Origin of the sequence: Streptomyces sp. NBC_01460 (assembly GCF_036227405.1) — a bacterium.
In the GTDB taxonomy this organism is placed as follows: domain Bacteria; phylum Actinomycetota; class Actinomycetes; order Streptomycetales; family Streptomycetaceae; genus Streptomyces.
The window spans coordinates 8,001,998-8,024,849 of sequence record NZ_CP109473.1 but is presented as its reverse complement, the minus strand read 5'-3'; the positions used below and the strand labels follow the sequence as shown (position 1 = coordinate 8,024,849).

19 protein-coding genes and 1 pseudogene are annotated in these 22,852 nt (G+C 69.3%); 9 read left to right on the top strand and 11 right to left on the bottom strand.

The window, feature by feature from the left end; translation table 11 throughout:
• Positions 1–119: 119 nt before the first annotated feature.
• Together OG488_RS35770 and OG488_RS35765 are read left to right on the top strand one after the other, a co-directional pair.
• Positions 120–440 (top strand): STAS domain-containing protein, encoded by a 321-nt coding sequence (locus OG488_RS35770; protein WP_329236947.1) that lies wholly within the window; start codon positions 120–122, stop codon positions 438–440.
• 911 nt (positions 441–1,351) lie between these two features.
• On the top strand, positions 1,352–1,813 hold the full coding sequence (locus tag OG488_RS35765) for an ATP-binding protein (RefSeq protein WP_329236944.1): 462 nt from the start codon (positions 1,352–1,354) through the stop codon (positions 1,811–1,813).
• A 74-nt stretch (positions 1,814–1,887) separates the two neighbouring features.
• Here OG488_RS35765 and OG488_RS35760 read toward each other — a convergent pair.
• Together OG488_RS35760 and OG488_RS35755 are read right to left on the bottom strand one after the other, a co-directional pair.
• Positions 1,888–2,193 (bottom strand): annotated as a pseudogene (locus OG488_RS35760) (nitroreductase family protein); the annotation flags it as partial.
• Between the two features lie 32 nt (positions 2,194–2,225).
• The gene (locus OG488_RS35755) at positions 2,226–3,170 is read right to left on the bottom strand and encodes an alpha/beta fold hydrolase (RefSeq protein WP_329236942.1); all 945 of its coding nucleotides are present in this window, start codon (positions 3,168–3,170) and stop codon (positions 2,226–2,228) included.
• Between the two features lie 89 nt (positions 3,171–3,259).
• Between OG488_RS35755 and OG488_RS35750 the strand changes: the two genes are divergently transcribed.
• The gene (locus OG488_RS35750) at positions 3,260–3,850 is read left to right on the top strand and encodes a TetR/AcrR family transcriptional regulator (protein ID WP_329236939.1); all 591 of its coding nucleotides are present in this window, start codon (positions 3,260–3,262) and stop codon (positions 3,848–3,850) included.
• A 374-nt stretch (positions 3,851–4,224) separates the two neighbouring features.
• Here OG488_RS35750 and OG488_RS35745 read toward each other — a convergent pair whose 3' ends face one another.
• Positions 4,225–5,343 (bottom strand): fatty acid desaturase family protein, encoded by a 1,119-nt coding sequence (locus tag OG488_RS35745; RefSeq protein ID WP_329236936.1) that lies wholly within the window; start codon positions 5,341–5,343, stop codon positions 4,225–4,227.
• A gap of 7 nt (positions 5,344–5,350) precedes the next feature.
• The gene (locus tag OG488_RS35740; RefSeq protein ID WP_329236933.1) at positions 5,351–6,406 is read right to left on the bottom strand and encodes a ferredoxin reductase; all 1,056 of its coding nucleotides are present in this window, start codon (positions 6,404–6,406) and stop codon (positions 5,351–5,353) included.
• A gap of 87 nt (positions 6,407–6,493) precedes the next feature.
• On the opposite strand from OG488_RS35740, the gene OG488_RS35735 reads away from it, so the two are divergent.
• The gene (locus OG488_RS35735) at positions 6,494–7,633 is read left to right on the top strand and encodes a PucR family transcriptional regulator (protein ID WP_329236930.1); all 1,140 of its coding nucleotides are present in this window, start codon (positions 6,494–6,496) and stop codon (positions 7,631–7,633) included.
• Positions 7,634–7,784: 151 nt separating this feature from the next.
• On the opposite strand, the gene OG488_RS35730 is transcribed toward OG488_RS35735, so the two are convergent.
• Positions 7,785–8,186, bottom strand: coding sequence for a MerR family transcriptional regulator (locus tag OG488_RS35730; protein WP_329236928.1), 402 nt, complete (start codon positions 8,184–8,186; stop codon positions 7,785–7,787).
• A gap of 114 nt (positions 8,187–8,300) precedes the next feature.
• On the opposite strand from OG488_RS35730, the gene OG488_RS35725 reads away from it, so the two are divergent.
• From OG488_RS35725 to OG488_RS35715, 3 genes are all read left to right on the top strand, one after another.
• Entirely contained in the window at positions 8,301–9,209 is a 909-nt protein-coding gene (locus OG488_RS35725) for an NADP-dependent oxidoreductase (RefSeq protein WP_329236925.1), read from the top strand.
• A gap of 499 nt (positions 9,210–9,708) precedes the next feature.
• Positions 9,709–10,161: an STAS domain-containing protein gene (locus OG488_RS35720; protein WP_329239240.1), complete on the top strand. Its 453-nt coding sequence runs from the start codon at positions 9,709–9,711 to the stop codon at positions 10,159–10,161.
• Complete coding sequence (locus OG488_RS35715) at positions 10,158–12,359, top strand: SpoIIE family protein phosphatase (RefSeq protein ID WP_329236922.1); 2,202 nt, start codon at positions 10,158–10,160, stop codon at positions 12,357–12,359. Before OG488_RS35720 ends, OG488_RS35715 begins: the two co-directional genes overlap by 4 nt.
• A 273-nt stretch (positions 12,360–12,632) precedes the next feature.
• Here the strand turns inward: OG488_RS35715 and OG488_RS35710 are convergent, their stop codons facing one another.
• Complete coding sequence (locus OG488_RS35710) at positions 12,633–13,556, bottom strand: TIGR03620 family F420-dependent LLM class oxidoreductase (protein WP_329236919.1); 924 nt, start codon at positions 13,554–13,556, stop codon at positions 12,633–12,635.
• A 108-nt stretch (positions 13,557–13,664) separates the two neighbouring features.
• On the opposite strand from OG488_RS35710, the gene OG488_RS35705 reads away from it, so the two are divergent.
• Positions 13,665–14,255 carry a TetR/AcrR family transcriptional regulator gene (locus tag OG488_RS35705; RefSeq protein WP_329236916.1) on the top strand — a complete coding sequence of 197 codons (591 nt, stop codon included), beginning with the start codon at positions 13,665–13,667 and terminating at the stop codon, positions 14,253–14,255.
• A gap of 1,008 nt (positions 14,256–15,263) precedes the next feature.
• On the opposite strand, the gene OG488_RS35700 is transcribed toward OG488_RS35705, so the two are convergent.
• Both OG488_RS35700 and OG488_RS35695 read right to left on the bottom strand, forming a co-directional pair.
• Positions 15,264–15,941: a response regulator transcription factor gene (locus OG488_RS35700; protein ID WP_329236913.1), complete on the bottom strand. Its 678-nt coding sequence runs from the start codon at positions 15,939–15,941 to the stop codon at positions 15,264–15,266.
• A gap of 104 nt (positions 15,942–16,045) precedes the next feature.
• Positions 16,046–17,878: a sensor histidine kinase gene (locus tag OG488_RS35695; RefSeq protein WP_329236910.1), complete on the bottom strand. Its 1,833-nt coding sequence runs from the start codon at positions 17,876–17,878 to the stop codon at positions 16,046–16,048.
• Between the two features lie 297 nt (positions 17,879–18,175).
• Between OG488_RS35695 and OG488_RS35690 the strand changes: the two genes are divergently transcribed.
• The gene (locus OG488_RS35690; RefSeq protein ID WP_329236907.1) at positions 18,176–18,880 is read left to right on the top strand and encodes a hypothetical protein; all 705 of its coding nucleotides are present in this window, start codon (positions 18,176–18,178) and stop codon (positions 18,878–18,880) included.
• Between the two features lie 360 nt (positions 18,881–19,240).
• Here OG488_RS35690 and OG488_RS35685 read toward each other — a convergent pair whose 3' ends face one another.
• The 3 genes from OG488_RS35685 to OG488_RS35675 form a co-directional block, all read right to left on the bottom strand.
• Positions 19,241–19,414 carry a hypothetical protein gene (locus OG488_RS35685; RefSeq protein WP_329236903.1) on the bottom strand — a complete coding sequence of 58 codons (174 nt, stop codon included), beginning with the start codon at positions 19,412–19,414 and terminating at the stop codon, positions 19,241–19,243.
• 769 nt (positions 19,415–20,183) lie between these two features.
• Positions 20,184–20,837, bottom strand: a complete 654-nt coding sequence (locus OG488_RS35680; protein ID WP_329236900.1) for an FHA domain-containing protein — start codon at positions 20,835–20,837, stop codon at positions 20,184–20,186.
• Complete coding sequence (locus tag OG488_RS35675; RefSeq protein WP_329236897.1) at positions 20,834–22,801, bottom strand: AAA family ATPase; 1,968 nt, start codon at positions 22,799–22,801, stop codon at positions 20,834–20,836. Before OG488_RS35675 ends, OG488_RS35680 begins: the two co-directional genes overlap by 4 nt.
• Positions 22,802–22,852: the final 51 nt, after the last annotated feature.

The window sequence follows — 22,852 nt, the reverse complement described above, 5'->3', positions numbered from 1 at the left end:
GCATGGCCCTGGGGACTGTCCGCTGGTCCGGTGGCAACAGGAAGCCGTGTGTCGCACTTGCGTTCGGTATCTGTTCAGGGTTGTGTATGCCTCAACCGGGGGAGCTGCAACGTACGTCGATGTCTGGAGAAGACTTGCCGCTCGCTATTGCCCTTGTCGTCGCCGAGGGCGAACTGGACGTCGAGTCCGCACGCCCCTTGCAGGAACGTCTCGAACGGGCTGCCGCCGACCACGACGCCATTGTGCTCGAGGCGAGCGGGGTGACGTTCGCCGACTCCTCCTTCTTGAACCTGCTTCTGCGCACCAACCAGGCCGCTCCTCTGCGGATCGCCGCAGCCTCTGCCCCTGTGCGCCGGTTGCTCGAGGTAACCGGGGCCGACCAGGTACTGCGGGTGCACCCGGATGTCGATGCCGCCCGGGAAGCCCTGAGCCGCGAATAGGTTGTGCCCGGTCGATATTGGATCGCGGGACGATGCTTCTCGTGACTGATGTCCGAAGGACCCGTGCCGCGTAGAACACCGGCTTCACTTCGGCCGCGTCCACGCGGCTGGGGGCGACCGTGGGTGCACTGTCGCGATGTCCCGAGACTGTCGGGAGCCGCGAATGCGGCCGTCCGCGCCCTCGAACGGGAACGTTTGACCCCGGGCATCGTGTCGGTGGCGCTGAGCGTCCGGTCTGTCCGTGTCCACGGCAGCAAGCGCCGTTGGGGGCGTGAGGAGGCCGAGTTCGCCTGTCCGTGCTGTGGTGAAGCCGGGCTCGGGACAAGCCGGAAGAAGCTCTGCTCCTGCTCACGGCGAGCGCCGCCACCGAGCTCCGGGTACGGGTCGAGAGCCTCGATGAGGTGCTGCTCGGGCGAACGCATCACGAGCCCGTGGCAGATCCGGAGTTGTCGTGGTGGCACCGCAGATGCTGAGCGCTTCCCGCAGCCGCCGTGGGACACGGACAGCAGCCCAGGTGGTGTCGTGGAAGAAGCGCTTGATCTCACCACCATGCAGGGGATGACGAGGGTCGCGAACTCGGCCTCGCGGGGAGCTCGAAGCGGTCGATGGCTTTGATGCGCCGATGGTCCCGACCTGGATGACGTCTTCCCTCTGCCGTCGCCTCGGTTGCGGAGCCCTGGGCGTGGTGCACGGCCACGCCAGGCGTGAGCGAAGCGTTCGTACGGAGGATGGGTCCGTGCCCTGTGGGCGGGCGCGTGCCGCACGGGGGTGCGAGGCCGACGGTTGCGCAGCTCTGCATGCCCGTACCAGAGGGTTGTCAGCGCCACGGGCTATGGTGCGGGCGCGGGTGCCGGAGCGTATAGCCGGCGAGTCAACGGGCAGGCGGGATGCTATGGAAGAAAGCGTTGAAGATGGATGAAATCCTTGCGGATCCGGTTGATGACGGCTTCCCGCCTCCGCTGACAGCCTCCCTCGTGCTGAAGGAGGACGGGGCCGGCATCTCTCAGGCCCGCCACTTCGCAGCCGGCTTCCTGAAGACGTCGAGGGACCAGCACAAGGTCGATGTCACCACCGAGGCTCTGGAGATCACCCAGCTGATCGTCAGTGAACTGGTGACCAACGCACGCAAGTACGCCCCTGGCCCAGCTCTCCTGAAACTCCAGATCGTCGGTCCGACCCTGCGCCTCCACGTCTGGGACAGTGCTCCTGTGCGACCCGAGGCCCGGAGCGCGGATCCGGAGCGCATCGGGCAGCACGGCCTGGAAATCATCACGGCGCTCGCCCGGACCGTGGACATCCGCTCCGCGCCACCCGGGAAGTGGGTCACCGCCCACATCAGCCTCGGCACAGATCCACCAGGCATCACGTCCTGAGAGCTCGAGGGGTCCGCGGCGTCAAGGACATCGTCCCGCTCAGCCAGGCGCTGTTCCCGTGAGTTCGGCAGTGATCACCAGCGGTCCCAGTGCAGGACCTGCTCGCGCGCGATCCGTCGGGCCGGACGGAACTCGGTGCCGAGGGTGTACGCGACGGGGATGAAGGCAGCCTGCATGACCTCCGCGTAAGGAATACCCAGCTCCTCGGCGAACTCCCTTTCCAGCGGGAGGTTCCCGGTCGTCCACACGGTGCCGAGGCCGCGCTCCCGGGCGGCCGGCATGAAGCTCCACGCAGCAGGCAGGATCGATCCCCAGGTGCCGGCCTGGTGGGTGACGGAGAGGCCCTCGGTGCGCCCCTCGACGCAGGGAATGACATAAGCCGACGTCACCGGGCCGACCAGCGCGTCGCGAACTACTCGACACGCTCGTGATCGATGAACGCGGTCAACACGTCCACAGTGGCGCCAGGCTGTTCGTCGGGAATGAAGTGTCCGGCCTGTGGGATGAAGACGCCGGTCGCGTTCTCCGCCCATGGGCCGAGGGAGGCGGCCATGTCGGGGATCGAGCCGTGGGAGCTGGAGATCCCCAGGATCGGGACGGTCAAGTGCCCCCGTTCGAGAGCGTCATGATTGCTACGCGCTGATTCCGCGGCGTCGCGGTAGTAGGCGAGACACGCTGAAAGACCTCCCTCGGCCGCGATGGCGGCGGCGTAGTGGTCGATCTCGGCGCTGTCGAAGGTGTTCGGGGCCAGAGCTTTGACCTTCAGGAACCAGCCGACGTAGTCACGCTCCCGGCCGGTGAGCAGGGTCTCGGGCAGTTCGGGCACCAGGTGGAAGGCGAAGTGCCAGGTCTTCCAGGCCCGGTCGGGATCCGTCGGGATGGAGTCCGGGAGGGTGATTCCGGGAATGCCGGCGTCAAGCAGAGCGACACCGTGCAGGTGCTCTTCGTACTTCAGGGCCAGCGAGAAGGCGACCCAGGCCCCGATGTCGTGGGCGACGAGCCAGTACGTCGGCACGTCGAGCGCGGCCAGCGCGGCCTGGACACGCGAAGCGACGGTGTGCGTGTCGTAACTCCCCTGAGGGCGGTCGGAGTGGCCCTGCCCCGGCAGGTCGATCGCGATCACGTGGAATCGCTCGGCAAGGCCTGGCATCACCTTTCGCCATGCCCACCAGGTCTGCGGGAATCCGGCGAGCAGGACGACGGTGGGTCCGGCCGGCCGGCCGCCTTCCACGGCGTGAAGGCGGATTCCTTCCGCGTCGACCCAGCGGTGGGTGAACCCCGCAAGGTCGTACAGCGGCAACCCGGGGATCGGGTTCTGGTCGCCGGAGCGGTTCGGGGCCATGGTGTCGTCGGTCATGTCTCGACCCTACGCCATCTTGAACTGGTCAGTTCAAGATAGGCTGGGCAGGGCCACACCGACTGGTCCGAGAACGAGGAGCGTGCGTGATGGCCGGAAAGAAGCAGTTCGACGTGGACATCGCGCTCGACGCGGCGATGGTCCAGTTCTGGCGGGCCGGATACGCCGACACGTCTCTCGACGACCTCTCCAGGACGACCGGGCTGAACCGGAGTTCCCTCTACTCCTCGTTCGGCGACAAGGACTCGCTCTACCTGCGCTGCCTGGACCGCTACGCCGCGCGGTACGGGACCAGGTACGACCAGGCGCTCTCACACGCGTCCGAGGAACCGCTCCAGGCGGTACGGGCGTTCTTCGAGGTCACCCTGCAGCGCATCGCCGACCCTGACGTACCGGATGGATGTCTGATCGCGCAGACCGCGATGGCGGCACCGGCACTCAGCCCCACCATCGCCACACGCGCGATCGAAGCTCTGGGCTTTCAGCATGCGCGGCTGCGGACCGCCTTGCACGCGGCGCGGTTGGCCGAACGCGATGTCGAAGACTTCGCGGTTCACCTCACGGCGGTCAACCAGTCACTGGCCGTGATGAGCAGGACCAGGGTGAGCCAGGAGCAGCTCCGCACGGTCATCGGCATCAGCGTGAGCGCGCTCTCGCGCGCCGTGCACGGCCGGAGCTAGCATCGGCCGTTTCCGATCGGACGGCAGCAGTCACTTGGTCATCTCGCGACAGCCGCCTGCCCCGGAAACACGCCGTGCCGCCAGGCACCCGTCGTCCCGCGCCGGGTGCCTGGCGGCACGGCTGTCACCGAAGCGTCTGCTCACAGGGATCACCCGAGGGCAGATCGCCGGGCCTGCGCTTCATCGACCCACGGGTGGACACAGTCGCGTTCGCGCCCGTCCCGGCTCTCCCCCACCGGCAGCAGCGCGATCGCGTCGCCGAGCGGATTCGGCTGCCGACCGCGGGAGTTCCGGGCGCGGCGCCGCCCGTGACACTGTCGGAGTGGCGGGCCTGTCATCGGTTCGGCCGTCGTCGCGGAGTGACGTACCGGGAATCAGGCCGCGACAAGCTCCTGCTCGCGGTCCGGCGTCCTGACCTTGGGCTTCTTGTTCGGCAGCGAGAGCCGGAAGACCTTGTGCCACGCGGAGAACACCTGCTTGGGCAGCGGGCCGGTGACGTACTCCAGCTCGTACTTCTCGAACAGCGCGCGCACCTTCACCGCGACCTCGGCGTACCGGTTGCTCGGCAGGTCCGGGAACAGGTGGTGCTCGATCTGGTGCGACAGGTTGCCGGTCATGAAGTGCATGGCCTTGCTGCCGCTGATGTTCGCCGAGCCCATCATCTGGCGCAGGTACCACTGGCCGCGGGTCTCGCCCCTGATCGACCGGCGCTCGAAGACCTGTACGCCCTCGGGGAAGTGCCCGCACATGATCACCGAGTGGGTCCAGAGGTTACGTACCAGGTTCGCGGTGAACGTGGCGGCGAGTGTGGTGAGGAACGACGGGCCCGACAGCAGCGGGTGGATCACGTAGTCCTTGAGCACCTGCTTGCGGATCTTGCGGCCCACGGCCTTGGCCCGCGCGCGGAACTCCGGGTTCTTACGGCGGCGCTTGTGGAGGTTCTTGCCGAGTTCCAGGTCGTACGCCGCGATGCCGTACTCGAAGAAGCAGGCGTTGAGGAAGTTCCACAGCGGCTGGCCGAGGTGGAAGGGGTGCCACTTCTGGTCCTCGTCGACGCGCATGATGCCGTAGCCGAGGTCGTTGTCCTTGCCGATCACGTTGGTGTAGGTGTGGTGCAGCTCGTTGTGCGAGTGCTTCCACTGCTCGGACGGCGAGACGTGATCCCACTCCCAGGTGGTGGAGTGGATCTTCGGGTCCCGCATCCAGTCCCACTGGCCGTGCAGGACGTTGTGCCCGATCTCCATGTTGTCCATGATCTTCGCCACGGACAGCCCGGCGGTGCCGAGCAGCCACGCGGGCGGAAAGAACGAGAACAGCAGTACGCCCCTGCTGGCCAGCTCGAGCTTGCGCTGCGCCGAGATGACCTTACGGATGTAGGCGGCGTCCTTCTCGCCGCGGTCGGCGATCACCTCGTCGCGGATCGCGTCCAGCTCGCGGCCCAACTCCTCGATCTGTTCCGCGGTCAGGTGGGCGGTGGGGTCGATGGCGGTCAAGGTGCTCCTACCGTTCGATGTCGCAGGGGCCCGCCGCGGCGGACACACAGGTCTGGATGAGGACGCCCGGCTCGGCCTCGGTGATCTCGCCGGTGCGCAGGTCGCGGACGGCGCCCGCCTTGAGCGGAGTGACGCAGCCGAAGCAGATGCCCATGCGGCACCCGGAGGGCATGAGTACGCCGGCCTCCTCGCCGACGTCCAGCAACGGCGTGGCGCCGTCCGCGTCGACGGTCGTGCCGGTGGCGCTGAACGTGACCTCGCCGCCGGCCCCGACGACGACGATGCCGGGACGGAAGCGTTCGGTGTGCAGGTGCTCTCGGAAGCCGTGCTCGGTCCAGTGCTCCTCGGCGGCGTCGAGCAGGCCCGCGGGCCCGCAGGCCCAGGTCTCGCGCTCGGCCCAGTCGGGCACGAGTTCGCCGAGACGGGAGATGTCGAGCTGGCCGTCCGTGTCGGTGTGCACCTCGGTGAGCCGCAGCTTCTTGTCCGCGACCAGACCGTGCAGTTCTTGGCGGAAGATCACGTCCTGCGGCTGTGGCGCACAGTGGACCATGACGACGTCGTCGAACTCGATGTCGCGCAGCATGCCCATCACGGGCGTGATGCCGCTGCCGGCCGTCAGGTAGAGCACCTTGGCGGGCTTGGCCTGCGGCAGCACGAAATCACCGGTCGGCTGGTCGAGCTGGATCAGCGTGCCCGGTTTCGCCCTGCGGACCAGGTGGTTGCTGACCTTGCCGTCCGGGACCGCCTTCACGGTGATCGTGATGCGGCCGTCCTGGCGGTTTGTCGGCGAGGTGATGGAGTAGGCACGCCACAGGCGCACCCCGTCGACGTCGACCCCGATCCGCACGTACTGACCGGCTGTGTGGCCGCGCCAGCCCCGCCCCGGCCTGATCACGACAGTCGCGGCGTCACCCGTCTCGGGGTGCACGGCCTCGATGCGCCCCCGTAGGTCAGCACCCGTACGCAGCGGGCTGACCAGGTCGAGGTAGTCCGACGGCAGCAGCGGCGTCGTGACCATCTCCAGCAGTTTCCACGCCCTGCCGCGGAGGGCTGTACTCGTCATGACTCCAGCTTGCTGTGTCCCTGGGCGTAAAGTCCTAACCACAGGACGTAAATCTGATCGGCTGATTTGTTCGCAGGGAATAAAAACGTGAGCCATGCAATCCGGAGGGCCAGCGAGCTGGCCCTGGACGAGACGACGGTCACCGCTCTTCGGGCCGCGCTGAAGACCACCGCCGACGAGGTCGTCCAGGCGATCATCGACGAGGTGCCTCCCTACGCGAACGCCCTGTCGGGCCACATGGGCGCCACCATCCGCCGAGCCGTCCGCACCGCCCTGGGGCACTACCTCGACCTCGCGAGCGGGAACGCCACGGGCGGCGACGGCGGCGACGCGGCCTACGAGCTGGGCCGCGGCGAGGTGCGCGACGGCCGTTCGATGGACGCCCTGCTCAGCGCCTACCGCGTCGGCGCCCGCGTGGCCTGGCGATGCCTGGCAGCGGGTGCCGTACCCGCAGGTCTGCCCGCCGCCGAGGTCGCCAAGTTCGCCGAGCTGACCTTCGCCTATATCGACGAGCTCTCCGCCGCGAGCGCCGCGGGCCACGCCGACGAACTGGCCGCCCGGGGCAGGGCCCACGAGCGCCACCTGGAACACCTGGCCCGCGACCTGCTCGCCGGCGCGAGCCCGGACGTGCTGCTGGCCTCTGTTCAACGGGCCGGGTGGCAGCCTCCGGTTTCGTTGACCGCGGTCCTGCTGCCCGCCGCCCAGGCCCGGCCCGCCTACCGCGAGCTCGACCCGAGCACCCTCGTCCTCGACGATCTGCCGGACTCCACCGGTGTGCTGCTCGTCCCCGATGCCGACCGATCACACCTCTTGCGACAGCTGACCGACCGCACCGCCGTGGCCGGCCCGGCCCGGACGTGGACGCGTGCGTCCGCCTCGTACACACGAGCCGTACGCGCGCGCTCCCTCTCCCCCGATATTCGCGACACCGAGGACCACCTGCCCGAGCTGGTGCTGAGCGCCGACATGGAGGCGTTCACGGACCTGCGTACCCGAGCCCTCGCACCGTTGCGGACCTTGCCTGTCGCGACCGCGCGGCGGCTGGAGGAGACGTTGCGGGCATGGCTGTTGCACCAGGGCAGGCGGGAGGAGGTGGCGGCTGCGCTGTTCGTCCATCCGCAGACGGTCCGGTACCGGATGTCGCAGCTGCGGGAGCTGTTTCCGGATCTCGCATCGCCGCACCGGGTCCTTGAACTGACTCTGGCGGTCGGTCTCCGGGGCAGCTGACCCGTACGGCCGCTCGTCGGCCGGCATCGTCTTCGGGCGTGCAGGTGCCTGCGCTGCGGGACTGGTCCCTGTCCCCGGTGACGAGAAGGGGGCACGTGATCGCGCGCGAGGGGGACGTCGACCGCACGCCCGGGCAGGACGGCAACACCGGTCAACCGCGTGCGGCGCTGCGAGCCGGTCGCACCGGCGCCCGCCCGTGGGCGCACTCGGGCGGAGGGTTGCGTGTGGTGGCGATCACTCCGTCGAGCCGGTCACGTGCGGCAAGGAGCTCAGTGATCCGCTCACTGATCCGTGCGCGTTCGCTCTCCAACTGATCGAGAAGCCCCGGCTCCACGGTGCCGGCGTACACGCTGCGCAGCACCTCCCGCACGGATCTGCTCGGCAGCCCGGCGGCGAACAACTGCTGGATCAGCTGTACCCGGTCGACAGCCGAGTCCGGATACCGACGCTGCCCGCCGGAGCTGCGTTCGGCCTGCAGCAGGTCCTGCTCCTCGTAGTAGCGCAGTGCTCTCACGCTCACCCCGGCCTGGCGAGCCACCTCACCGATCCGCACGCGTCCTCCTCCCTCCTGGCGGACGCCTCGACTTGCACCTCACGTCGACGTCAGGTTTTAGCGTAGTCGACGTCAGGGCATACCAAGCCGACCGCATACACAAGGCAGGTCCTCATGCGCGCAGCCCGCTACCACGAGTACGGCGGTACGGACACCCTCGTCGTCGAGCACGCCCCGGACCCGTTGCCGGGGCCCGGAGAGATCCGCGTCCGTGTCGCGGCGGCCGGCGTCAATCCCGTCGACTGGAAGGTGCGTAACGGATCGGTGCGCGACTTCTTCCCGGTCGATCTGCCGGCGATCCCGGGACGCGACGTCGTAGGTCTGGTGGACATGATCGGAGAAGGGGCCACTTCGGTCGAGATCGGGGACCGCGTCTTCGGTCTGTGCGGGGTGACGGGCGCGACGGCCGAGCTGGCGGTGGTCTCGGCCTGGGCTCCCGCCCCCGCCGCCTGGAGCGACGAGGAGGCGGCCGGGGCCGGCCTGGCGTCCGTGACGGCGCTGGGCGGACTCAAGGCCCTCGGCGATCAGCTGGAGGGTCGCACCCTGCTGATCGAGGGGGCTGCCGGAGGAGTCGGCGGCGCGGCGGTCGAGATCGCTCGCGCTCTGGGTGCCACCGTGATCGGGACGGCCAGTGAGCGCAACCACGCGTATCTCACGTCCCTGGGTGCCATTCCCGTCGCCTACGGTCCGGGCCTGGCGGAACGTCTCACCCGCCTGGCCCCGAACGGGGTCGACCTCGTTCTCGATGCCGCCGCTTCCGGCTCCCTGTCCGATCTCGTCGAGATCGCCGGTGCCCCGGACCGCGTGGTGACGGTCGCCGACCACATGAACGCACAGCGTCTGGGCGTCCGGGTGGCCAACGCGGTCAACGATTCCACGCTCCTGGCCGAAGCGGGCGCCCTCGGCGAGCAGGGTCGCTACGTGCCGCGCATCGATCGGACCTACCGGCTGGAAGACATCGCACAGGCGCACGCCCACTCCGAAGGCGGGCACGTGCGGGGGAAGATCGTGGTCCTCGTGTGACCACAGGGAGCCCCTGGGCGTGATGCCGGCAACCCCGCCCGCATGAGGGCAGGCTCACCCTCTACCCATGGTCAGGGCTTGTGGATCATGGCTGCTGGTCCCGTTCACCGCGCCCCGGTCCCCTCGACAGCATGAACCGGGGCGCGGAGCCTGCGGTCCGCATCTCACTCCGAGGGCGCCATGCGATCGAGGTCACAGCAATCGGTCGACCAGCCCGTCGACGCGGTCAGGGGTGAGCGGAACGATGCCGGTCGGGACGCGATGGACATCGGGCCAGGATGTCGTCCAGGAGATCGCGCCCGCCGATCGCGTCCGCCGCGATCGGCGGGCGCGATCGAGGGCGCGATCGGCGGGCGCACCGTAGATGACCTCTCCGAGCCGCGCGTGCAGAACTCTCACAGAGGAACACGTGTGAGAGAGCTCCGCCTTGTCCGACGCTGCGGATTCCGGCCGCCTGCCGACCGGGGTGGCTTCTCCGGCCGGGAAGGGCGCTTCTACGATGAGGTCCTCAGTGTCTTGGCGGCGGGAGGCGTGGCGGCAGGTGTTTTCGGTTCAGGTCAGGCCGGTGCCGACGGGAGCTGTGGTGCTCCAGCTGCGAGGAGATCTCGACGTCGAGAGCGTGGTGCAGCTGGACGAGGCAGCGGATGCGGCGCTGGCCCCGCGGCCCACGCCGCCATTGGTGGTGGTCGACTGCGCCTCCCTGTCCTTCTGCGACTCTTCCGGGATCGGCGGTCTGGTCCGTCTTTACCAGCGCTTGTCGGCCCAGGGGGGACGGCTGCGGCTGGCTGCGGCACCGGCGTCGGTGGCCAAGGCCTTCTCCCTCACCGGGCTGGACGGGGTGATTCCCGTGCACACCAGCACCGGGGATGCTCTTGCCGTCGCCCGGAGCGGGCGTGACAAGGTGGCCGATGCCGGTGAGGGAACCGTCGTTCGGGGAAGGGGGGTGGGATGACCAGCACACCAGAGCTGCCGGCCGTACTGCGAGGTCCCGGGGCGGCGGCGTCTGCCGACGAAGCGGATCTGCGCGCGCTGTTCGGTGAGTCGACCGCCCTGTTCGCCTCGATGGCGGGCCCGGCCCACCTGCTGGAGTCCGCGAACCCGGCCTTCTTCACCGCTGTCGGCCGCGCGGCGGAACGCACCGGGCTGCCGCTGGGACAGTTGATGCCCGAGCTCGTCGAGCAGGGCTTCTTCACCCTCCTGGACCGTGTCTACCGCACCGGCCAGCCCTACACAGGACGCAACGCACGGGTACTGCTGGGCGAGGGAACGCGGCTGCGTGAGGCGTTCTTCGACTTCACCTACGAGCCCCGCCGTGACGAGGGTGGCAACGTCATGGGGGTGCGGATGATCGGAGTGGAGACCACCCAGGTCAACCACGCCCAGCGGCTGACCGCCGAACACCGTGCCCTGCTGGAGCAGATCGCCCGACAGGCCCCCCTGGAGGACGTCCTGGAGGGCATGGCCAAGGCCATCGAAGACCTTTCGCCAGGAGTGCTGGTCTCGGTTCTCCTTGCCGACGAAGACGGTCTTCACCTGCGCCACGGCACCGCCCCGAGCCTGCCCGCCTTCTACAACCAGGCCATCGACGGCATCGCCACCGGTGACGGCATCGGATCCTGCGGCACCGCCGCGCATCGCCGGCAGCGGGTCATAGTCACCGACATCGCCACCGACCCGTACTGGGACGACTTCCGCGACCTGGCCGAACGCGCCGACCTCGCCGCCTGCTGGTCCACCCCCATCCTCGCCCGCGACGGACAGCTGCTGGGAACCTTCGCGATGTACCACCGCGTCCCACGCGCTCCCGTCGAGACCGACCTCGCGCTCGCCGGCGTCTTCGCCGACACCGCTGCACTGGCCATCGAGCGCCACCGTGCCGAGGAGGCCAGGCTGGCCGCCGAGGCGCGGGAGAAGGCAGCCCGCGACGAACTGGCGTTCCTCCTCAAGGCCAGCACCGCCCTGAGCTCCGATCTCCACTACGCCCAGACCCTGGAGCGGCTGGCCGCCCTGTGCGTGCCGGCCCTGGCCCCGCTGTGCGCCGTCGACGTCATCGAGCAAGGACGGGTACGCCGTATCGCCACCGCCGGCCCGACCGAGGACGAACAGCGGCTGCTGGCCGCGCACATCCCGGTCTACGACGCCGACGACGACGCGGTGGCCCGCGTGCTGGCATCCTCGCTGACCGAAGTGGCCCGCCGCACCCCCACCGGGCCCGGCCCTTGGCAGGACCTGGATGTCACCGGCTACCTGTGCGTACCGCTGACCGATCGCGGCCAGACCTTCGCCACCCTGACCCTGCTGACCACCGGCGATCAGGTCTTCGACGGGCACACCGTCGCCCTGGCGGAGGAACTCGCCCGCCGCGCCGCCACCGCCGCCGCCAATGCCCGCCAGTACACCCAGCGCGCCACCCTGGCCCGCGACCTGCAGGCCGGGCTTCTGCTGCCCGACCTGCCCACCCTGCCCGGCGCGGAGCTGGCCACCTACTATCATCCCGCCGGTGAAGGGCTGGAAATCGGCGGGGACTTCTACGACGTCTTCCCCCTGGAGGACGGCAGCTGGGCCTTCATGCTCGGTGACGTCTGTGGGCGCGGCGCGCTGGCCGCCACCACCACCGCCCTGGTCCGCCACACCGCGCGGGCCGTCGCCTCGTTCCTGCCCGGCCCCGAGGCCGTCGTCCAGGCCGTCAACCACGCCCTGATCAAACGGCACGGCAGCCACGGCACCGGCTTCGTCACCCTCGTCTACGGCCACTTCACCCCGACCGAGGCCGGACTGGACATCGAACTCGTCCGCGCCGGCCACACCCTCCCCCTGCACCTCACCGCAGACGGCACACACCCCGTCGACAGCGACGGCCCACTCCTCGGTGTGCTGCCAGACCCTCGCCTGGACTCTCGCCGCATCAGCCTCACCCCCGGGCAGAGCCTGGTCCTCTACACCGACGGCATCACCGAAGCCCGCAACGGCGCGGACGAACTGTTCGACGAGGACCGTCTCAACCAAGCCCTCACCCCTTCACCGCAGCGAGCCCCAGCCGTCCTGGACGCCCTCACCGCCGCGGTCCACGCCTTCACCGGCGGCCGCGACATCGACGACGACCAGGCCGTACTCGTCCTGACCGCCACCCACTCCGACACGGACGCCTGATTCTCCGACCATGCCCGGCCGGAACGCGCGGCTGACCTCTGCGCCCCGCCTGCTCCGGCCAGGACAGTCCCGGTCGGCGTTCGCCGAAGATGTCCGCCTCGCGGACGACGCCCTCCGTTGCTCCTGAAACCAGGGACCGGGGAACTGCCGGACATGCCCTGTGTGAGAAGCAGGCCCAGTCGGCACGGGCCCTGCCCACAGTCCACGTTTCACCTACCCGTCAAGGCACGTGGGCGCCCACGTACGGCTCGCTTCTGCAGAGGCGGGACTCACTCATGCTGTGTGGTGAGACAGGAGAGCGGCGGCAAGATCGCGCCACTCGCGCTCGGGCAGAGAGGTGGTGTCGGCGGTGAGCACTTGCAGGCAGACGTGGTCAGCTCCTGCGTATAGGTGCTCCCGAACGCGTCGGCGGATTGCTTCCACATCCCCGTAGGCAACGATGGCATCCACCAGTCGGCGGCTCGGCCCGCCGACGATGTCCTCGTCGTTGAAGCCGAGTCGTCGAACGTTCGCTTCCTGATGCGGTGCTGCAAGGTAGCCGGCCACGTGCGCCGTGGCCACCTGGCGGGCACGGCTCAGGTCGGTGTCGAGCACCACTGCCTGTTCCACAGCGAGGAAGGCGTTCGGTCCCATGATCTGGCGCGCCTGTTCGGTGTGCTCGGTGGACACGAAGTAGGGGTGTGCGCCCCAGGTGTGTTCGGCGGCCAGTTGAAGCATCTTCGGACCGAGCGCGGCCAGTACGCGGCGCGGAGCCGGATCCGCTATGGGGCCGTGGGCCGGTACCGCATCCATGGCCTGCAGGTAGGCGCGCATAGTGGTCACCGCTCTGCCGCGGGCCGGTACGGGGTAGCCGTCCAGTTCGTGGACGGTGTCGTCGACGCGGTGTCCGCCCAGGCCGAGTACGTACCGTCCGGGGAACGCCTCGCCCAGCGCACGTGCCGCGGTAGCGGTGGCGATCGGGTCCCGGAACGCGATGTTGGCGATGCCGGAAGCGACGACGACGCGCTGTGTCGCCGACAGTAACAGCCACGCTTGACCCACTGTGTCGCGGCCGAACGCCTCCCCGTACCAGATGGCCCCATAACCCAACTCCTCGATCTCCGCGGCAGATTCCCGTACCCGCCCGGCAGGCTGCCCCTCGTAGGCGAAGGTCCAGATCCCGACTCGTCCCAGCTCGATCCGCCGGCTGTCCGTCATCCGTGCTCCTCAGTCCAAGAATTCCGGAGAGCCTCTCCGCTTAGCTGACGCTACTATACGGAGAGGCGCTCCGCTCAACTACCCTGCACTCGACCGGAAGACGGGACGATGACGACCACACACGGGCACGTCCCCGCGCGACGACCGCGGCGTACCGATGCGCGACTCAACCGGGAACGTCTCATCGCCACGGCGCAGGAAGTATTCGCCGAAGCCGGGCCAGAGGCGTCCCTCAACGAGGTCGCCCGCCGAGCCGGCGTCGGCCCGGGGACCTTGTACCGTCACTTCCCGAACCGCTCCGCCCTGCTGACCGCGGTCCTCAGGGACCGGATCGAGACGCTGTGCGAGCTTGCCGAGACGCTGTCCTCCTCGGAATCCGCCGACGGCGCGCTGACGCAATGGCTGCGCGCGTTCCTCGTCCACGCCAGGGCCAACCAAGGGCTGGGGGGCGCGTTGCTGGTCGAAGAGTCGGGCGCGCTGGGGCTCGACTGTCATCGGCTGATCCTGGACACGGCAGCCGATCTTCTTGCCCAGGCCCAGCGGCGGGGAACGGCGCGCGCCGACCTGACCGCCGACGACCTGGTCCAACTTGTCGTCGGGATTGCGCTGTCCACGGCTCGCGGCCACGACGCCCAACAGCCCGACCGGCTGCTCGCTCTGGTGCTTGATGCCACGTACGGGACACCACTTCAGAACTAGGACAGGATCCCGAGCCAATCACTGCTCGGCTTCAGGCACCAGGTTGACCTGTCCTGCGGCTCGGGCTGTGACCGTCGCATCGCGATTACGGCGCTGCATGGCACGCAGCTCCATCCGAGCGCCCCGGCTTCCATGGTGGAGTGATTCTCGTCGTTCGGATCGTCGAGGTTCCAGGGCCCGTCACGGCCGAGACGGTCCGCCGCGGCATCGGCGATGCCCTGGTACGGGCCCTCTCCCCTCGGACCGAGGTCCCGGCTTCAGCCGCGTCATCGGGTCGGTAGCGCCCGATACCTCCCGGCCGTCCGCCCACGCGATGACGTGCCCGCCCACAGTCTTGACTGCGGCAAGCACGTCTTCACGCCGGCGCTCGGGGGAAGACGTTGAGACAGGCGGCGGACGCCGGCCAGGCAACGTCCGCATGCGCCGCAGGCCCGTTCGATCACTGTCTCCGCCGCACCACGCACGCGTGCCTCCGCCGTCCGTCCTCAACCGCGGTAGGCCTCCAGCAGCCGCCGTAAAGGACACACCGTAGCGGTCGCTCCAGAGCCGTCGGCAAGTTTCTGAGGTCCCCGAGCACGTAGCTGTCCGCGCTGGCGAGTACGGCGACATTCTGCGCATCACGCACACGGCGAGGATGGGGAACTGTCCAGCGGCAAGGGAGACCGGTGGCTCCGAGGCCGGCTGGCGAAGCAGACAAATTCGGCGTCTCCGCCCGTGCAGCAGCAGACGCACACCACATCGGCGAGATACTGGTCCGCGCCTACGCTCAAGCCGGCACCGCCCCCGCCGCTCAGACATCCTCAACTTCCTGGATGATTTGCTCCTCAACGGGGCACAGGGGCTGACCGAAGCAGTCGACAGCGCCGGCCGCCGATGAGTCGGACACACACGGCTCAGCCCCAACCCGAGACCTATGCATTACGAGTTGTCTGATCTTGGTCCAGGAGCGTCCGGGAATCCACCGTACGGCGTTCACCCTTGGTCAACGGGCTTGGTAGCTCCGTCCGGTCAGTGCCCGCCGGGCTGAAGTCCCCCCGGCTGGAACCCTGCGTCGCGAGCGAGTAGGGCGGCCTGGACTCGGTTGTCGCAGTCGAGCTTGGTGAGGATGCGGCTGACGTACGTCTTCACCGTGGCCTCGCTCATATGCAGCCGCCGCCCCGCGTCCGCGTTGGAGAGCCCCTCCCCGAGCAGCGCCAACACCTCGCGCTCCCGGGTGGTGAGCCCGTCGAGCCGGCGCCGCGCGGCCTCCCCGCGCGTGGTGGCCCCGGTGGCGGAGAGCGCGTCCGCCACATGCCGAGTGGCCGCGGGTGAGAGATACGCGTTGCCCGCCGCCGCGGCCCGCACCGCCTGGATCAGCTCGCCGGGCGCGGAGTCCTTCAGCAGGAACCCCGCACCGCCGTGGCCTAGCGTCCGCAGTACGTTGTCCCGCTCGCCGAAGGTGGTGAGGATCAGGACCCGTACCTTCGGCGTGGCGCGGCCGAGCTCGACCAGCGCCGTCAGCCCGTCCATCACCGGCATCTGAATGTCCAGCAGCGCCACGTCGACCCCGCCGCCCCGGGCCTTCTCCACCGCCTCGCGGCCGTCCCCGGCCTCGGCGACCACGTCGATGTCGTCGGCCGAGGTGAGGATCATTCTGATGCCGGCCCTGATGAGCGGCTCGTCGTCGGCGACGAGGACCCGGATCACACAGCCTCCTGCGCGGTGTCGATCATGACGTAGTCAAGGAGAACGGACGGAGTGGCCCCGCCATCATGCCCTGTAGGGGCCGACCCGCCGCACGGAGCCCGGCATCACTTCGCCTTGTACGTCTCCTTGGAGACCAACTTCCCGCCCTGGAAGCAGAACCGGAAGACGGTGAGGGCGTCGACCCCCCGGTCGTCCTTGGAGGTGAAGTGTCGGCACGTCGCTCCCTCGGGCAGCTTGGGCCCCTGGTCCGCCAGGTCCGAGGTGAGCCACGAGTCCTCTTCGGGGAGCCTGGCCTGGATGTCCGCCTCGGCGTCCCCGACCTTCGCCTCCTCGTAGACGCTCGGCGAGATGTCCGCCTTCTTCACCTCTTCCGTCATGACGCCCACTCCCCAGACGCCCAGGCCGATGACGCCCGCGACGAGGACGACGGCGGTGACGGCGCAGCCGATGGCGACGTTCTTCCTGGTACTCATAGTGGTGGTGAACTCCCTCTGTGGATCGGCCCCGTTGATGACCGTTCCACCGTCGCCCACCGCCCCCGGACGCCGCTGCCCCCGAACGTCGCCAGCCGGTACGACGGAGGTCGCGCCGCACGGCCCCGCGCCCCGGGCACCGTTCCCCGCCCCGTGTCCCCCGAGGCTCACCGCCCCGCTTCCCGCCTTGCTCTCCTCCCCGTACGGCAGCATCCCCGCGATCCGGAAGCCGCCGTCCTCGGTGGGCCCGGTGTGCACCATGCCGCCGACCCGGCCGACCCGCTCGCGCACCCCTTTCAACCCCTGGCCGCCGCTGATCTCCGGCGGCACCTCGGGCGCTCCGCCCGGCACGGGCCCGTTGGTGACCTCCACGACCAGGCTGTCCGGTTCGTACCGCAGGGCAAGGCGTATCGGGGCGCCCGGCGCGTGCTTGTGGGCGTTGGTCAGCCCCTCCTGGACGATGCGGTACGCCTCGTGGTCGGCGGCGGGCGCCAACGGCCGCCGGACACCGCTCCGGTCCAGCGACACCGCCGTGCCCGCGCCCCGGGACGACTCGACCAGGCCGTCGATGGCGGCGGTGGTACGGGGCACGTACGGCACCGAGGCACCGCCGCCCACCGGCTGCCGCCGGCGCCCCTGGTGCTCCCCGTACTCCCGGTAGGAAATCTCCCCCTGATTCCCCTGGTGGGGCTGATGCCCCTGGTACTGCTGCTCGTTCTGTTGCTCCCGATACTCCGCTTCGTCGTGGAGCACCCCCACCGCCGCCCGCAGCTCCGCCATCGCGGTGACGGAGGCACCCCGGAGGATCCGTACGGCCTCCCGCTGGTTCCCGGTCAGCTCCGGGTCGACCTGGAGGGCGCCCGCGTGCACGGAGATCAGGGCGAGCTGGTGGCCGAGGCTGTCGTGCATGTCATGAGCGATGCGGTTGCGCTCCAGCAACCGCGCCTCGCGGGCCACCATCGCCTGCTCGCGCCTGAGTTGCTCGTTGTTCTGCCACAACGCGTCGAGCAGCCGACGCCGTTGGTCCCGATAGCGGCCGACGAGGGCCGGCACCACGGCCAGGGTCAGGAATGTCACGACGTTCCACCCGAGGATGACGGGCAGCACAGGAGCGGCCCCCGAGGTGATGTCGTGGTACACGCCCGGGACGGTGTGGAGCACACACGCGGCCCCGAACGCGGCGGCCACCCGCCAGGGTTCCGTGATCCGCCGCCCCGCCGACCAGGCGGCGCAGACCAGCAGCACGGAGGCCATGACATTCCACCCCCCGGCCAGCGGGGCGGAGAGGATCAGGGCGGTCGCGGGCAGCGCGTGGCGCGCGGGCGCCAGCAGGGCCATCGCCCCGGCGAGGAGGACGGTGCGCGCCCCGAACGTGTCCACCCACGCGCCGATGCCCGTGGCGAGCCCGGCGAGGGTGACGGCGAGCACCGCCTCCCCGACGATGCGGGCGGGGCTCCAGAGCACACCGCCGGTCAACCGCCGCCGGAGGCCCCGAACGGCGAGCCCGGCGGAACGTACCCGTCGATCTCCCACATCCGTACCCGCCCTCACATCCACATCCACTTCCCTGTCCGCATACACCGGACCGACGGTAGGCCCCCGGAAGAACGCGCGCATCGGCCGAGCGTCGTGCCACCGTACGACGAAAGTCGACACCTTTCGTCGCCCGGGATCGCGACTTCCGGAGACTGCGCCGGGCCGGTCGTGCGGCCGACGATGGACGGACCAAAACGGGGACACGGGGACAACGGGAGATGCCACATGGACAGCACGGGCACGGAGTCGAATACAGGAACAGGCGCGGAGCAGGACAAGACCGCCGTCGGCCTCACCAAGGCCACCCCCGCCCCAACCCTGGCCCCCACCCCCGCGGAAGCACCGGACATCCAGTCCCACGACACCTTCGTCATCAAGAAGACATTGAGCCTCACGGCCGGCGAGTACGTGGTGAGCGTGGCCCGGCCGGACGGCTCCGAGGGCGAGCCCGTCGCCTACGCACGCGAGAAGCGGCTGTCGCTCAGGGGGCAGGTGACCGTCTATACGGACGCGTCCAGGAAGTCCGTTCTCGCCGCCTTCAAGGGCCGCGACCACGAAGTGGGCTACATGTACGACGTGCGGGACGCTTCGGGCCAGTCCTTCGGGTCGTTCTACGAGGACGCGGGCGCGTCTTTCCTCCGCAGGACATGGCAGGTGCGGCAGCCGGGGACGATGAAGCTGACCGGCCGCGAGCGCAGCCGGGTGGTGGCCTTCGTCCGGTTCGTCTGGGAGTTCGTGCCTTATCTCGAATACGTGCCGTTCATCTGGCCGTACCGCTTCAAGTACACCGAGAGCGGCAAGCTTCTGATGACCGTCACCAAGAAGCTGGGGCTGCACACCCGGTACGTACTTGAGATCTTCGCGCCCGACATCGACCGCCGCCTCGCGATCGCCCACACGCTGGCCCTGGACGCCCTGGAAGTGGACTGACACGTACATCACGCCCGTTACGGCGATATAAGCCAGGTACGCCACGTATCGCCGGTACGCGTCGCATTGCCGACAGGCCGTCGAGTCACATGCCGGCCGGATCAGCGAGCAAGGGCTGCGCGAACCGATCCTCATGATGCCGACCGCGCCGACCGCGCCGACCTCGACAGCCTCGCCCGCTCGGCTACGAGAATGGTGCCGCCTGGGTGTGCGGTCAGCAGCCGCCCCTGGTGGAGAAGGGCCACTCCGTCGAGCGTGGAGAGGTCCGCTTCCAGGTCGGTGGTGCGGACGTACGTGGCGTGTTCGGCCGAGCGGGTACGGCGGGCAGGGTGTGCTTGCCCGGGTGGAGGGGGAAGCCGTTCACCCGCGGGTGCTCTCGCGCTCGTAGGGGGAGGTGGCCAGTTGTTCCTCGGCAGTGATATGGCCGTGGTTGAGGGTGTGCCAGGGCAGGACGGGCTCGTCCATGTGCCGCAGGTGGCGGTCGAACGACAGGCCGTGCCGGGCGAGGCCTTCGACGAGTTGGCTCTTGGTCACCGTGTGCAGGTCGATGTCCGCGCCTCCGAAGACAGCGTGATCCGTTCGGGGTCGGAAAGAATCCTTCGAGCAGCGTTCCGAATGACCGTAGAGGCGTGGCCGTGGAGGGCCACGGACGCCGTGGGAGCCCGCCGTATGTACTCGTAGCCGTAGAAGGGCTTGGCTTTCCATCCGGCGGGCCTGCCGGGCCTTGATGGTCGCTTCACGCTTGCGGCGCTGCATGGCTCGCAGCTCCATCTGCGCACCCCACGCCTCCACCGTTTGTACTCAACCGCGGTAGGTCTCCAGCAGCCGCCGTAAAACCTGGACACTACGAGGCGGACCACAACTGATCAACCGCACCGGGCACCGAGCCTGCGAACCGTGACGGCCATCGCGACGGCCGCAGACGCAAACCCGGAGACCTGCGAGCAGCTCCGAAATCTTTGGCACAAAGCCACGCGACCACCGGTGGTTGCCGCTCCCGGCGCGTCTGCGGCCTCGTCCGTCAGTCAGGGCGGCGACAGGGTCGCGGGGCCGGCTCTGCTCGAAGTGCAGCAGGCCCCGTTCCTGACGACCGACTCGGACGACGCCGCTGAGAGCACAGCGCGCGTGGTCCGGACCGACTTCGGAAAGGAAGCTGCCCTCACTCCCTACCTCGCTCGCCCCCACGATCAGAAGTTGGAGCGACTGCTCGTCCCGGCACTGCACATGGGGCTGAGTCCTGCTTCGTCATGTTCACCGGCTCTCCGCACTGCTCGCCCTCCGTTCCCCGGGCCCGGAGGGCCTTTCAGACGCCGGGCGGCTGGCCGGTGTCGTCCGGGCCGGGCCGGGGGCCGCCACCACGTACCAGGAAGTTGATGTGCGGGCCGAGCCAGACCGTGTCCCCGGTGCGGATGCGCAGGCCGGCTCCGGGAGTGAGGACCTGATGCTGGTTGACGCGGGTGCCGTTGGTGGAGCCTTCCGTCACCTCGGTCAGCCAGACCGTGCCGTCCTCGGCGTACTCGACGCTGGCGTGCCGCCCGGAGACCGTGGACTCGTCCGCCAGGATCTCCGCCGCTTCCGGCGTCGCCCAGTTGCTGCGGCCCAGCCGTACGGTCTGCCCGCGGCTCAGAAACAGCTGTCCGTTCAACCCGATGAACTGGAGGGCAAGTTGTGCGTTCTCCACCCGGACTGGATGCGCGTTCCCGGCCCGGGCGGGACGCGGAGGCAACACGGTCCCGGGGGCGACGGAGACCCAGCCGCCGTCCTCCGGGGAGGGCGGCGAAGCCCCTGGGGGCGGTGGAGGTGCGGTGCGCCCTTCGGCACCCCGGTCCCGGCCCTCGTCCTCGGACCGGAACCGTGTGAAGGGCTCCTCGGACAGCGAGATCCAGCCGTCGTCCTCGGACTCGGCACCGAACTCCGGTCCGGCCTGCTCGTCCTGGTCGCGTTCGTTCGCCGTCACCGGTTGACGGCCTCCTTCCCGAAGTCCACCAGGAGCTCCACCTGGCCGTTCGGGAGCTCTTTGACACCGGCCACCACCACGGTGGTACCCGCGCCCAGGCCCGGCTCGGCGAACAGCGCCCGGGCCAGCGGATTGATCAGGTCGGTCTCCAGCGCCATGCCGATGCCCCGCCCGCCCGTCCAGGGGTCGTTGGTGCAGCGGCGCAGCAGCGTGGCGCGGGCGTCCTCACGGAGCTCCAGGACTACACGGTGCTCGGCCGCGAGCTGCCGCTGGATGTTCCTCACCTGGAGGTCGAAGATCTCCTTCGCCACTTCCTCGGAGATGAAGTCGAACACCACGACGTTGCCGCCGATCCGGTTCATCAGCTCGGGTCGGCCGATGACCTGCTCGAAGTGCTCCTTGACATTCTTCTTGATCGTCGCCTCCAGCTCGGAGTACTCCGTGCCCGGCTCGACGACCCACTCCCGCTTCTGGGTCTGCGGGTCGGTGCGCTGCACCCCGAGGTTGGAGGTGAAGATCAGCACGCATTCGCTGAAGTAAGTGGTGACTCCCTGCCCATCGGTGAGCCTGCCGTCTTCCAGAACCTGGAGGAACTTGTCCAGCACCCCCTTGTCGGCCTTCTCGATCTCGTCGAAGAGGATGACCCGGAAGGGATCCTGCCGTACCGCGGCGGTGAGTTCACCGCCCGCTTCGTACCCGACGTAACCAGGGGGCGCCCCGACGAGCCGGTCGGCGGCGTGCGAGGAGGAGAACTCGCTCATGTCGAAGCGGAGATACGCCTGCTCGTTGTCGAAGAGGACCGCCGCCACAGCCTTGGCCAGTTCGGTCTTGCCCGTGCCGGTCGGACCCGCGAAGAAGAGGACGCCGCGCGGCCGGTGACCGGGACTGGTCGCCTGGGCTCCGGAGAGGCCCAGCGCGGCGCGCTTGAGGATGTCGAGTGTCCTGGCGACGGCGGCCTCCTGGCCCAGCACCCGCCGGGGGACCGAGCGCTCGTCGTCCGGGTCCTCACCTCGCAGGATGCGCCGGCGAACCTCCTCCCGGCTCCAGGGGTTCCGCTCCACGCCGAGGCGGTAGATCCGGACCGCGTCGGACATCGAGCGGAACGCGAGGCCCCTGTCCAGCGCCAGATCGAGACTCTCCCGCATCGCCCTCAGCGTCATCCCCCCGGCCGCCCGCGCCACCGCCTCGACAGCCTCCTTGTCCTCCTGGAGGACGTCGCCGGAGGGCACCGCTGACGTCCGCTGCCTGGCCCGGAATTCCCGGCGCAGGAGGTCGGCCATACGGCGGCGTTCATCGGCGTCAGGCTGGGGAACCGCGATCGGCCGGATGCGCTCGCTCCCTGAGATGAACCAGTTGGGCAGGTCACGCTCCCCTTCGGCCAGCCAGATCACCGGGTTGAACAGGTCACGTCCATCCGTGCGCCCCGGGTCCCGTACCCGCTTCGCCAGGTCGGCGAGTTGCAGACAGGAGAGGAAGAAGTCCCGCTCGTCCGGGGTCAGCCGGGTGACGTCCTGGACCAGCCGTGAGGCGTGCTCGACCACCAGAGCGGCCCGCAGAGGCGGAAGTCCCGCACCGTCGCCGCGCGCCCTGCTGCGTTCCTCCGCCCAGCCGGAGGCGATGTTCCGCAGGTCGGCACTCACCTTCTCCTGCTGGGCCGCGTCGGCCCCGGGGAACTGCCGTGGCGGCAACAGGGTCCTGGCGGCCTCCTCCACCTCAGGAGCGGCGTAGAGGATCCGGAGGCCGTTGATCTGGTCACATCCCACCAGGACCTGGTAGCCCATCCGTAGCAGGGGGTTCCACACCACGTCGAGCAAGGGGTGGTGCCGGTCCCTGCCGTTGCTGCGCACCAGGTGCAGATCGTGGATGTTTCCGTACAGGACGTACTGGGAGTGCACGCCCAGCGTGCCCGTCAGTTCCTGTACGAACAGAGGCAGTTCGTCTACCTTCGACTTCTGCAGATCCATGGGTGAACCTTCCGTGGAGTGCGGGACCCGGCGGGCCTGCAAGGGTGAGCG